The organism is Veillonella atypica (assembly GCF_041431435.1).
Classification (GTDB): Bacteria; Bacillota; Negativicutes; order Veillonellales; family Veillonellaceae; genus Veillonella; species Veillonella atypica.
Map to the genome: position 1 here is coordinate 44,851 of NZ_JAPVXV010000004.1, position 13,782 is coordinate 58,632.

The 13,782-nt window shown below is 32.5% G+C and carries 11 protein-coding genes; 1 reads left to right on the forward strand and 10 read right to left on the reverse strand.

The window, feature by feature from the left end:
- Positions 1–88 precede the first annotated feature (88 nt).
- Positions 89–3,031 carry an AAA family ATPase gene (locus O3598_RS05840; RefSeq protein ID WP_371452124.1) on the reverse strand — a complete coding sequence of 981 codons (2,943 nt, stop codon included), beginning with the start codon at positions 3,029–3,031 and terminating at the stop codon, positions 89–91.
- A gap of 291 nt (positions 3,032–3,322) precedes the next feature.
- A complete protein-coding gene (locus O3598_RS05845; RefSeq protein WP_371452126.1) occupies positions 3,323–4,033 on the reverse strand; it encodes a hypothetical protein in 711 nt (236 codons plus the stop codon).
- An 87-nt stretch (positions 4,034–4,120) separates the two neighbouring features.
- Here O3598_RS05845 and O3598_RS05850 point away from each other — a divergent pair, with 87 nt between their 5' ends.
- Positions 4,121–4,606 (forward strand): restriction endonuclease subunit S domain-containing protein, encoded by a 486-nt coding sequence (locus O3598_RS05850; protein WP_371452127.1) that lies wholly within the window; start codon positions 4,121–4,123, stop codon positions 4,604–4,606.
- 23 nt (positions 4,607–4,629) lie between these two features.
- Here the strand turns inward: O3598_RS05850 and O3598_RS05855 are convergent, their stop codons facing one another.
- From O3598_RS05855 to O3598_RS05890, 8 genes are all read right to left on the reverse strand, one after another.
- A complete protein-coding gene (locus O3598_RS05855; RefSeq protein WP_442759097.1) occupies positions 4,630–5,589 on the reverse strand; it encodes a site-specific integrase in 960 nt (319 codons plus the stop codon).
- Positions 5,550–6,116 carry a restriction endonuclease subunit S gene (locus O3598_RS05860; protein ID WP_371452249.1) on the reverse strand — a complete coding sequence of 189 codons (567 nt, stop codon included), beginning with the start codon at positions 6,114–6,116 and terminating at the stop codon, positions 5,550–5,552. Before O3598_RS05860 ends, O3598_RS05855 begins: the two co-directional genes overlap by 40 nt.
- Complete coding sequence (locus tag O3598_RS05865) at positions 6,089–7,690, reverse strand: type I restriction-modification system subunit M (RefSeq protein WP_371452129.1); 1,602 nt, start codon at positions 7,688–7,690, stop codon at positions 6,089–6,091. The genes O3598_RS05860 and O3598_RS05865 overlap by 28 nt, the downstream gene beginning before the upstream one ends.
- A gap of 16 nt (positions 7,691–7,706) precedes the next feature.
- Positions 7,707–8,945 carry a restriction endonuclease subunit S gene (locus O3598_RS05870; protein WP_371452131.1) on the reverse strand — a complete coding sequence of 413 codons (1,239 nt, stop codon included), beginning with the start codon at positions 8,943–8,945 and terminating at the stop codon, positions 7,707–7,709.
- Positions 8,946–8,977: 32 nt separating this feature from the next.
- Positions 8,978–12,202: a type I restriction endonuclease subunit R gene (locus O3598_RS05875; RefSeq protein WP_302065130.1), complete on the reverse strand. Its 3,225-nt coding sequence runs from the start codon at positions 12,200–12,202 to the stop codon at positions 8,978–8,980.
- Positions 12,203–12,778 (reverse strand): restriction endonuclease subunit S, encoded by a 576-nt coding sequence (locus tag O3598_RS05880; protein WP_302065131.1) that lies wholly within the window; start codon positions 12,776–12,778, stop codon positions 12,203–12,205.
- Positions 12,779–12,911: 133 nt separating this feature from the next.
- A complete protein-coding gene (locus tag O3598_RS05885) occupies positions 12,912–13,376 on the reverse strand; it encodes a hypothetical protein (protein WP_287500271.1) in 465 nt (154 codons plus the stop codon).
- Positions 13,377–13,419: 43 nt separating this feature from the next.
- Positions 13,420–13,737 (reverse strand): hypothetical protein, encoded by a 318-nt coding sequence (locus tag O3598_RS05890; protein WP_287500270.1) that lies wholly within the window; start codon positions 13,735–13,737, stop codon positions 13,420–13,422.
- Positions 13,738–13,782 lie beyond the last annotated feature (45 nt).

Sequence of the window (13,782 nt, forward strand, 5' to 3'; positions counted from 1 at the left end):
GTCTTGAAAGATTTCTAGCCTTATGATACTCACTATATTCTAAACAAATATCTACTGCTAATTTAATATATTTATTACAATCTACAAGTTACTTAAAATCATTAATTTCTAATAATATATCATCAACTAATTTCACTACAAGCAGATTATTCCCTAAGGCCTTAATTGCTTCTTCTAATGAGTGGACAACTAAGTCTGCTAACCCATGACTAGGTTTTATCAAATAATAGTCACGCCAAGCAGCTATATTATTTTCATACCGACTTATATTAGATAATACTTCAGTTGAATTCATAGACTCTATAAATAAATATTCTATATGTTTACTGTCAATATACTCCGGCCAGCTAGTTAAAAAGTATCTCAATATGGAGTCTCTTTCTTCAATATATAGTCCACTTTTAATCTGATCATAAAACCAATCATAAATAGCCTGCAAATCAATATTATGCTTATTAACCTCCAAAATATTAATTGCTTGTGATTGTAACTCTAGAACACGATCTTTATAAACCGATTGAATATATTCGTCGTCAGTATAGTCTTCAATTGCAATATCAGGATTTAATCTTAATAAACTATAAAGCCAAGATAAAAGTGTCAACGTCTCCTCTACAGTTGTAGACAATGAGTCTTCATCCAGCACTTTAATTTCCTTTAACAAGATTGATAAAAATAAGTTACATACATTCAAGCCCCATTGATAATCTTTTTTTACTTTATAATTATATTGAGCATTCCAATCATCAGCTAAAAGCTCTAACTGTTCATCAACATCTTTTGGAATCTTATATAAACTTAATGTACTTAATTGATCACCTAAATAATGAGCCCAGTTTATATCTGAATGTATGCTTTCTATTTGTATTATTAATTCTTTGGCTCTCTCAAGATCATTATGACGCAAATAAAATTCAAGCTCTGCAAACTGTGCATCAATAATACATTCAGACTTTAGTGTAATAGCAACTGAAGTCACTTTAGATATATATTTAGCCTGTAAGAAGGAGTCAATACTAATTAATAATAATAGATTCTCAATTATATCATCATATTGTGAGGACTCCCAAGAATTCCCATCCTCCTCTAAATAGTCTAAAAGCTTTCCTATTATCTGTCCTGCTTTTGTAAAATTTCCACTATCAATGTTAATCTCTGCAACAGCTACCATTAACTTTGCGTCATCTATCTCTGACTCAGTAAAGCTAGTTAACATAAGAGCCGTATTTAAATATTGACTAGCCTTAGAATATTGACCAAAACAGCCATAAAATTGAGCATAAATTTTTAATGCACGTATTTTAAGATGTTGAATTAATTCATTATCGTTATGTTTAACTAAAATTAATTCATCAATTACCTTATCAAAAAGAGTATCATATAAAGAAATCTGAGACTCAATCGTCTTATATAATCCATCCAACTCTAAAGGTGACGGTGTTTGTTCTTTAGTTTCTTTATATCGTTCTACGAGTCGTTCAATGCCAAACAAACCATGTTCTATCGCTTTTAGTGAGTTTTTACCTTTCATATAATGATAAGAAGCCATTTTATGATAGAAATCTCTAACTTTATTAATCTTACTATACTTATCAGAGATAACTGGTTTAGCAACTAAATCAGATAAGTCTAAGCTATCAACAGTCTCTTCCATATAGTCAATAGCTTTTATTTTAGAGGAATAATACTCACCTAGAGAATTCTCATAATAAGTGATTTGATGAACAGACATATCATTTCGCAGAGCTTCAATTAGAGCTTTAGATTTAATTTGGTAGCGATTTTGAACTTCTAGTCCATTATCTACTTCTCCTTGTTCAACAATAAAGCCCATTTTAATTAATCTATTAATTGGCCAATATAAATCTGATTCAATAATTTTACAAACATGAGCCAAGCTTTCAATAGTAAAATATTCCTTAAAAATAGAGGCTACATATAGAATCTTTAATTCTGAATCTGTTAGATTACGTAATGCTTCAAGAGCAACTACAGACTTACTTCTAAAAGCCCCTTGCTTTTCAAGACGTAGCATTCTACCTTTTAATACAGGACTATCAGATATATAACTAACTTCATTAAAATCGACCCATCCAGTGGATGTGCTTTCAACCGCACTATTCTCACGTAATACATCTATAAGATTGGACAGTAATAACGGGTTTCCATTACTGGACTCACATAACCAACGCTTTAATCCGTCAGAAAGTTTTTCATCATTATCAAAATTGTAGGTAATAAGAGCTTGAACTGATGCAGCATCTAGTTCTTGAACCTCATGTTGAATCATCAACTTTTGAGTTCGGCCAAAATTGTAACGATCCATAAAGCTAAACATTTCATTAATACCATTATGAAGTGAATCAGCCTTAGCTTCTGAACCTCGTAATGATCCAATTAATAACAAATTAAATTTTTTATCATTTAATCCTTGTCGAGCCTCCAACATAATTTGAAAGATATGTTTAAACACATTGATAGTTCCTCGATCAGCCCAATGAAGATCATCAAAAACTACAACTAACGGTTTCTCCATACTAAGGCCCAATATAATATCTGAATAAAGCTTAACTTTATCATTTTTATACGTTTCAGCTAAAACCTCCGGATTAGTATCTCCTGCATAAGCAGAAATTGCTAAATCAATAATTGCACTCGGTAATTCCAATCCAGGAATAAATCCAAGAATCTTACCACCTACATCAAAAACCTTTTCCATATTAAAAGAGCCAAAGAACTTTTTCACTTTAGATTGTTCTTGCCATTTAATCGACTCTATACTATTCAAAAGATCAGAACAAGGCTTATACAAATCATCTGCATCAGTCAAAGCAGAACATTGTACATACAAGGTTTGTACTTCTGGATGTAGGGTAGCAAACTTATTTATTATTGCACTTTTACCAATTCCAGCATCCCCATGTAATAAATCAATACAACCTTTTCCTTTTACGGCAACCTCAAGACGGTTTGATAAAGAATCTAATATACTCTCTCTACCAAATAATTCCCCTACATAACTAACACTCATAATAAATCCCCTTTCAGGAAAACTATATATAATGATATTTATATTATACTTCTTCACCATAATAAATGAAAACAAAATGAAGTCAAAATTTATATAAAATAGAGATAACTACAGGAGTAAAACATTCCCTTGGTTATCTCTATTAATCATAAATTTGAATTGTAAAATTTAATACGATACTAAAAAACTCATATGGGGTTTAGTGTTCATTATTAGTTAAAATCAAAATATTTAAGAAAACAATATGAACTATAGATATCTTATCTTTAAATAAGAAAATATTATAAAGTATCATTTACGGTCTATTGTGTTTGTCAAAATTAATTCATCCTTCATGATATTGATGATTGATTTAATATCACTATTAACCTTTTGACTAAGAGAACTCTTTTCTCTATGCAATTTTGCATACTGATCACCAACTTGGTTGTAATGCGTAATTTGTAAATTACTTTCTTCTACTAAATCTATTAGGTCAAACAAATTAATTGCATAAGAATCAATTATGAAGAAATGCTCTTCAGATATATATAATCTTACATTTAATATACATTGTCTAAATTTTGATACCATTTCCTTTGCTTTAACACACCTAATTCTATCTTCCCAATAATACATTCTCTTAATAGCAGCATCTCTATCATTATGGAGCAAAGATAGTAAAGATTGTTTTTCATCATCATTTAGATTAAATCTAGATACATATTTTTCTAGTTGGCATACACTATATTTTGAATAATCTATTTTTTCTTGTAAGTCGCATGTAATATCATTAACGTATCCTAATGCATTTATTAAGCTATCATTTACTTCTATGAGGCGTTGGTGTTTATTTTCAATATATATCGAATAATTCTTTAAAGATTGCTCATTAATATACTTTATATCTTCATATTTTTTATTAATATCATCTTGTTTTGAAAATTTATACATAGAAAATAATAATGTAATAACCGATATAAATATCCCAGTAATATTATTATCTAATACTTTTAAGTCCATATAAACTCCTTCTACTATCATCATTTTAAAACCGTACAACACCTGCAATTAATACTAATTATTAATGATACTTGGGAACAGCGTAAGTTGGGTGATTTTACCAATCAAATTAATACTTTTGTAAATCCTGAAGATGCAAAGTTACCTTTATGGTCACTAACCGCTGAAGCAGGTTTAATAGAAAAGTCCGATAGATATGAACGGGATTTCTTGGTAAAGAAAAAAGATCAGTTTAAGCGCATTGAAACTAATACACTTGTTTATAATCCAATGAATATAACTATAGGTTCTATAGATATTTATACTGGACTTTATCCTATAGCTGTTTCTGGGTACTATGTATCAATAGTTTATGATAAAAATATTGATACAGATTTTCTTAAAGAAGTGTTATTATTACCTTCAAGTTTGAAAATGTATAAAAATTATGCTACAGGGTCATTGATTGAACGACAACGTGTTCAATATCCTACATTTTCAAAGCTACAACTATTACTTCCTAATCTCGATGAACAAAAAGCAATCGGTCAATTTTTTAAATCACTTAATTTAGATATTACCCTTCATCAGTAAAAGCCATTTCTATAAAATAAATTTCATGCTAATCCAGCCATCGACCGCATCACCAGATCAATATCTCTATTTTCCATTTCCTGAATTATATGTATATAGGTTTTCTGTGTTGTTGTCATACTTGCATGTCCAAGTCTTCTTGCTACACTTGCAATTGATACACCCGCAAAGAGTAATAACGAAGCATGCGTATGTCGTAATCCGTGAATCGATATAACAGGTATTCCCAACTTTTTACAATACCGTTCTAATACACCATTTATTGTCGAATTGAATACTCGACCTTTCACAAATATAGGTTTATCATCTGGTAAGCCTTTAATTAGTTCTGAAAACTTTATAATTGTCTGCCAGTCAAGCTGTATCTTTCTCACAGATGAGCGATTCTTAGTTGGTAAAAACCCTCCTGTGCCTTTATAGTCCCATGTTTTATCTACAATTAATGATTGATGTGAAAAATCAAAATCCTTCGGTGTTAATGCTAAAGCTTCAGAAAATCGCATACCTGTTTTTGCAATTATCAATATTAACCAATCCCAATTAATTTCTGATGTCAGCTTCAAGTTTACTAATAATGTATGTAATTCAAACTGATTCAGATATTTAATCTTCTTAACTCTCGGTGACCTACCTTTTATAATCGCCTTTCGTGTTGGATCCCTATCGATTAAGCCTTCATCTACGGCATCTAGTATGGCAGCTTTTATTTGATGATGAAAGTCCATTGTTGTTTGTCGCTCATGGAACTCAGCATAATCATTTAATAGTTGTTGATATGATATTCTATTTAATTGTGAAAGCCTAAGATTAGGCACTAATCGCTTTAACCATACTAGAGTTATCTCATATTTTCGCATTGTTACATCACGGATAGCACCTTCTTTATATATATGTATCCATTTTCCATAATAAATATAAAATAGTTCGGACTTTTCCTCTATTGTTAACATAATTCTACCCCACCATTTACGCTGTTCCCACATAGAAATGGCTCTTGCTGATGAAGGGTAATAATATTATCTATCTTGTTAAATATTTCTCCTATTTTCTCCTGTTCAGATTTACTCACTGGTACACATAGCTCTAATTTTTGTAATTCACTTGATTTAACAAGTGGTTGTCCCGTCCCAAATGAAAGGCGTCTTAAATCAAAATGAGTCAAAGTATAATATATAAACTGACTACTATCTGACATAATAAATACTGTATTATCAGTTATTTTAACTTTTCCAGAATATCGATAAAGCTGCCCTGCATTAGCTCCTACTCGTGCAGTTAATATAAAATTACCATCGTAATCATAAGCATCATCATAACCAATAACATTCGTCGAACCTAATATTGCATACTCACCAAATTCATTAATTACAAATCGACTTTTTCCTGTACCAATATATTCTGTTAAACTTGATAACTTACGCTGTTCCCAAGAACACCAAAAGAGGTAGAAAAGTCCTATTCGGTCTTTTCTACCTCTTTTCCTTACATTTTGACGCCTAATAGGGCTAATTGTTCGGCTATTTCTTTTTCTAGTTTTGCAATTTCTTTGTTATCTTGTTCAATCATACGATTAATTTCATCAAGATTAAGTTCTTCTTCTTCCTCAAATGTATCGACATAGCGAGGAATATTTAAGTTATAGTCGTTTTCTTTGACTTCTTCAATAGATGCAACGTGTGCATATTTATCAACGTCTTGTCTATTACGATATGTTTCAATAATTTTGGTGATATTTTCATCGCTTAAATTATTTTGGTTTTTACCTTTTTCGAATTCGTTACTAGCATCGATAAATAGTATATCCCGAGTTGTACGATTTTTCTTAAATACAAGAATAGTTGTAGGGATACTCGTACCATAGAATAAGTTAGCAGGTAAACCTATCACCGCATCAAGGTAATTTTTTTCTATAATAGTTTGGCGGATTTTACCTTCTGCTGCACCGCGGAATAAAACACCATGAGGTAGAACGATTGCCATCGTACCCTCATTATTTAGATGATACAAACTATGTAATATAAAAGCGTAGTCTGCTTTAGATGCTGGTGCTAATTTACCATATTCACTAAAGCGTGGATCTTTAAGTTTACTTTCATTATTATCCCATTTAGCAGAGTACGGTGGATTTGCAACAACCGCATCAAAAGATCGTGGTCTATCAATACCATCACGGTCTGGACCATCTGGCCAATCGCTTTCAAGAGTATCCGCATTATTTAATGTCATATTATTATAAGTGACACCATGCATCATCAAGTTCATCCGTGCCAAGTTATATGTAACTGTATTTAATTCTTGACCGTAAAAGCTAACCGCACCTTGACGAGAACCATCAGGAATTTCATTTCGAACTGTTAATAATAATGAACCAGATCCCATTGTAGGGTCATAGACTGTGAAAGTATCATGTTGAGTTTTTATATTACCAGTCACGATTTTAGCCAATATTTGACTAACTTCATGAGGAGTATAGAATTCGCCGCCTTTTTTACCGGCATTAGCTGCAAATTTACCGATTAAGTATTCATAGATTTCACCAAGAATATCCCTACCACTTTCATCTTTATACTCGATTTCATCTATTTTAGTTACAACTGCATTTAGAGTTTTAGTTCTACCAGTTATAGTTGAACCTAGCCCAGAATCACCAAGATTAATATAGTTAAAAATATCTCTAAAATCTGCGGCAGCTTCTTTATTAATTTCAGCATTTTTGTTAAAATTTTCAAATAATCGTTGATAATCGCTTGGAATAACAGATCCATTATGAATACTTTCAGTTAAAGAGGCCCATGTATCCTCAGGATTAATAGCATAGCCTAGTGTACCCGCAATATCAATTAAACAAGCCTCTAAACCTTCATTTTCGACAAGTTCTTTATATGCGTCATTAACAGATTTACCATCAGAAATATCAACTAATTCATTATTAACCAAGTATTCTTCTTGATGAATAGAAAGATATTTATAGAATAAAAACGGAAGAATATAATCTTTAAAAGAACTTGCATCCATTGTGCCACGTAAATCATTGGCAATAGCCCATAATTGGCTAGAAATATTCTGTGCTTTTGATTCTGCCATACAAAATCTCCTTTATTTATACAAACATTTGTTGAAGTAATGCTTTTTTCTGTAATTGTAAGTGCTCTAACTTACGCTGATGAAGGGTAATAATCAAATCAATATGCTGTAAGAAGGTCCCTAATAACTTTTGTTCCTCATTGTTCGGCATACTTATCTCAAGTTCCATAACTTTATTTTTTGAAATATTATACCGTGATATACCTTGAGCAAGAATCTTAATCTTATCTCTCATATATGGCGCACGTAATGAATATCCTAAAAAATATGGATCAATTTTTTGATTAGGCCTAAAACCAAAACAAAAGCTATTTAAATAAATATTAGGTGTATCACTAAGCCATACCGATGACATACCGACTTCTTCTGGAGTTTCAGATGAGGTAGTAAATAATACATCCCCATATTTCACCTCGTTTTGTGTAGTATCTATTTCTACCTTATCAGTCATGGTTGTATCGGAGATTGTATTTTGAAACACATTTAAATATGTAATATATTGTGCTTCACCATGCCCAAAATCTTCTTTTGTTTTACCTGATAATCCAGTATATGTTGAGCCAATACTGCCTAACTTACACTGTTCCCAAGCATCAGTAAATCCTGGAAAACGAAGTTCTGGATAACGCTCTCCATTTTTCGGAAAAAGTTTCTGAAGTAACGCTTTTTTCTTCAAATTTAAGTGCTCAAGCTTACGCTGATGAAGGGTAATAATTTTATCAAGAGATTCTAAAAATGAACTAATTTTTTCTTGTTCTTTTTCGTTTGGTATATTAATAACTTGATTTTTCACTAAATCAGAATTTAAATTTACTTGGCTACCCGGTTGACCATACTTATTCCATTTTTCTCGGAACATTTCTAACCACCAGAATGCATATAAAATATTAAATTTGGGATTTAGAAAAATTAAAAATCCATCATGAACACCAGTTGGAACGTAATTAATTACTGGCTTCCCTACAGTTGCGGCAATGCTCAGTAATAAATGCGGAGTTTTTATAACTCGCGTTTTCTCTTGACCTAATTCAGATATTTTTTGTTCTAAATATCGAATTCTACCATCTTGGGCTGTAACATCTGCGATTCTTAACCAACCCACGTTTGAATCATTATCAAACCATTTGGGATCACTTATCGGTCTTGGAGATGCGCCACGTACAATTTCAGCTAAATCCCCTAACTTACACTGTTCCCAATCTTCCGTAAATCCAGGGAAACGTAACTTAGGTACTCTCCGTTTTTCCTTATTCATCGCAACCCCTCTTTCTTTTTACCATACCAACACTACCTTTCATTAACATAAGAATCCGCAAATTTATATAATGCAGCAACTAATTCATTGCCATATGTAATCTTATTAAGTGCTGCCACTTCTTTATCTTGTGCTTTAACTTGGTATTCTTTACGTGCATCTTTCTTTAGTTGACTAATTCGTCCTGTACTATCAAGATCTTGTTTTCCTGCAGTATGGCGTCCAAATAGTTCTAAAATTTCATCATTACTAATAACATCAATAATGCCCCATTTTAAACGGAAATCAAAGATATTATCCTTCACAATCATAGTATTAGCATCATGTATAATATCCAAACTAGATTTTAATTGAACTGGATACGTTACTTCATGCCCTTCAGGAGGATAATTACCATTATAAATGGCCTCAGCAGCATTATTAATTTGTTTTGCATATTGACGGTCTTCCAAGGCCATAGCAAAATCACTAATCTTATCTCGATAGTCAGCGGCTGCATCCATACGATCCTCATGCACTGCATTCATCAATGCTTCTACCAATTCAGTTAAATAATCATAATTGACACTAACATCTTTCACGTGAATCATGCGTAATTCAATTTGTGCGACAGGTACATCATGTATTTCTGCAATCCGTTCTTTTAAATCGTTATATAAAGATGTCGTTAGTATTTCCTCCTGTTCAGGTGTCATACCAAGTAATGTAACAAGTTCATCCGGATTATCATAGTCAAAACCAATATCCTCACCATTAACCGTTTCTGGGTCATATTGTTTTAATTTAGACATTCCCGAACTATAGTTACGCATGAGATTAAACATTTCTTCTTGTTTCGCTTCACTCGCTGGTACTTCTGTGAAAGTATCTGTAATATCCGCTAATTGATCTACTACATGTTTGACCTCTTCAAATTGCTCTTTGAAAGATTTTGCTAAAACACCAGCATCTACTAATTTTTTTGTATCTATCAATGTTTCTTGTACATCAGCGGAAGCTTTATTAGCATAGATACTTAACGCACGATTCATGAGTTCTTCGTTCTTAGCTGGCCATCTATAATTAACAATACGCCCCCAAGGCTTACCTTGATTATCAGCAATACGGTTCGTTCTAGAATAAGCCTGAATCAATAATGCATCTTTCAATGTACGGTCAACATATAGTGTATTCATTTTAGGAGCATCAAAACCAGTTAATAGTTGGTCCACAACAATAACAATATCTAAATATTGCCCATCTTCTGCGGTTCGATTTAATCGTGTGGTCAAATCTTGTGTATACCCCGATACATCATCTAACCCAAAGTTTGTGCCAAACATCTTATTATAATGATTCATTGCTCGTAATAAACCATCATTTGTCGTTAATTGGTTATCACTATTATTCGTACTCATGCTGAACGTAACGCCAACTTTTAGCGTAGGCAAACCTTGTGCTGCTCGTTCTTGATTAACACGTTCAAATTCATCAAAGTACATCAATGCCATCGGCGTACTTGGACGGTTACCACCTACATGTGTCGTAAGCATAGCATTATAGGCACCATCATTAGAGCGATTACGCCAATTTTTGAAGATATCTTCTACAACTAATCGTACATGATTAGGATTATTATCATAGAAACTAGGTTCAATCATATCATCCATATCATTATCAGTAAGATTAGCGATTTTACGTTCAATATCTTGTTCGTTCCAATCAGGATGCTGCGCCTTATAGAATTTTGGTAAGTACTCTTGCTTCATTTGGTCTTCTGCAATAGTAGTTTCAAAATCCACCTTGAACCCTAATACATTTTTATCGGCAATAGCTTCGCGAATCGTATAAGCATGAAGTAATTTACCAAATACTTCATGAGTCTTAGTGCCTTTTTTACCAACTACTTCATCAAACATAGGTGTTCCTGTATAACCTACCCATGCAGCGCCTTTAAAGATTTTTTGCAATTCTTCAAAGCTTTCACCACCCGTGGAGCGATGAGCCTCATCGACGATGAATACAAATCTTTTCTTAGGTACCACAAAATTTTTACGTTTAATAAGAGTATTTAACTTTTGTACAGATGTAACAATAATACCATAACCATTTTTATTCAATTTACTCGCTAAAGCATCTGTATTTTGTGTGCCACTAACATTGTTATACTCTTTACCGCCATCATCTATGGAGCCTTCCGGATCATATGCTTTATAATTGTCTTCAGTTTGCTTGGTCAAAGCAATACGGTCTACTACGAAGATAACCTTATCTACATTAGGCATACGGCTAGCTAACCATGCTGTTTTAAAGCTAGTGATAGTCTTACCAGATCCAGTGGTATGCCATACATAACCTAATTTATTAATTGGTAAATCAAAGTCTGCACGTTTCAGCTCATTCAAAACGGCCTTTGTAGCATATACCTGATAAGGGCGCATAACCTTAAGCATTTGTTTATTCTTAGTTCCGTCAAGAATAGTAAACAATGTAGACATTTGGTGCGCCATGGGAATACTTAGGAACATATCAGCAAAAGTAGTCCAATTACGAACTACCTTATTATCATTAGGATTTTGCCATTCAAATGCAAAGTCCTTATTGAATAACTCCGCCGTTGTATTCGCCATATATTTAATTCGATTAGGCGTCATAGCTACTAGAATTTGAACTGTTGAGAAAATATCACTGTACTGTTTCTCTTGAATATATTGATGCATTTGGTTCAATGCCTCATCAACAGAATGTTTAACAGATTTCTCCTCAATTTGAATGATTGGTAAACCATTAATAAGTAGTGTAGTATCAAAACGACGTTCTGGACGACCCGCAATTTGTGATTCTCGCTTAATTTGACTTACCACTTGATATACTGTATTACCTGCTCCAATTTGTTTTTGATCAAATACCGTCAAGAATACATGACGTCCATCATCAAGATCTACTTCTACTTGAGATACGCCATTAATACCATATAAAAATTGACCCGCTTGATATGGTGTATAAAGTTCATTAATAACCTTTTGAACCTGTTTAAACTCTGTATCACTTAATGGTTGTGTCAATTGATTTTGATTCAATTGATACAAAATAGACCGAAAGTTTTCCCACAAATCTTCAGTCGTTTTAATTGTTGGCTCATACTTCCATAATTTGCTTTTAAACACCTTCATATTACCGTATGGAACTGTAGTATCTCCCATTTGGTTAGCTGTACTACTAATAATCCCTGACGATAATTGTTCAATTAGCTGACGTTCAAATTCTAGTTCTGTCATTTACTCCACTCCCTGTAACATAACAATTGATAAACGATACGTATTCTCGGCTACCCGTTGTCTTAACGAACGCAATAGTAATTGCTTAAAATATATATCCCCTATCACCCGTTGAATCTCTATTGGTGGTAATTCTGGTAACGCAATTTCTTTCAATAACTTTAAACTGTATCGTATTACCTGACTACCTTGTAGATTTTGTTTAAACTGACGCTTGATTGATGAATTTTCATTAATCAAATAAGCCATATACTTTCTATCTACTGACCTGCTCATAGGCTCCATACGAGCATAATTTTGTGTGAATACATAACCATCATGTTCAGCACTTACGATTGTAGCCTCACCAGAAATTGTGCTAAATAATAAATCACCTTCTTTAGCAATAGCACCAGGCCCCATTCCATCTACTTTTATCTGTTTCCGATCACTCATAGCCCCAGGTACACCATATAAATCCTCATATAATTCATTCTGCCCATACAAGGTATATACTTTCGCATCAGGACTATTGCTTTCTTCAATGCGATACTGTGATATACCCGTATTACTATGAAATACATTTTGAATATACATTATGTCACCTCTTTCTTTGTTTTTTCATTTTACCTTTATTTTTGCATTTAAAAAAATTACACTGCATATCTTTTAATTAAAGTATACAGTGTAATTCATATAAAAGCAAATGTAATTTTTAAAAATGCATATCTTATTTCATCATTTGTTGATATTTAATAAATTCAGCTTTAGCTACATTAATTATTTTTCTATATAGATCCTGATTAGCTTGCATATCTGTATAACGAACAAACACTCCAGATTTACTAAAGGATTTAGACTCTGCAGCAAACGGATTAACATGAGAGGCTACGCCAGCTTCCCTCCCAATAATTAATGAATCATGATATGGGTTTACATAAAAAGTATAATAAGTGCCTAAATGACTACCTCCAGATGCACAGTAAGCGACAGGAACTAAACCATAGTCCTTAAATATACGCATAGAATAGGATGCTACTTCGGATACATCACCATCATTCATTGACATATCTGCAACAACCCAACCATTATAAGAGCCATAGCCTTCACCTTTACCTACTAACTCAGATGTTCTTGCCTGGGAACCAAAAGCTGTTATACTGATAACCAGTAACGCTAATAAAAATTTCCTCATTTAAATCTTTTCCCCTTAACTCTTTTAAATAAATTTTACGTCATTATATTCTGGAATACTCTACAAAAGTATGAGTAGATTCGTTTTCAATAATCATATAATTAGGATTATCATCGGCTATAGTAATTTGATTAATATATCGCCCACCAATCAAAGAAACTCTAATATAAGTTTTTCCATTTATATGATTTATATCTTTAATAGTATAATGTGATTTACCTAAATAATGTGAATCTACATGTAAATAATTACCACTCTTAGATACCCATGATCCTTGCATAGTAAACGCATCCGTTGCTAATACGGGGGAACTACTAAAAGCTAAAAATATTGATAATAATAAAAATTTATAATACCGCATAGTTTCTCCTTCCTACTAAACAAAAAGCTACCTACCTCGTATTCT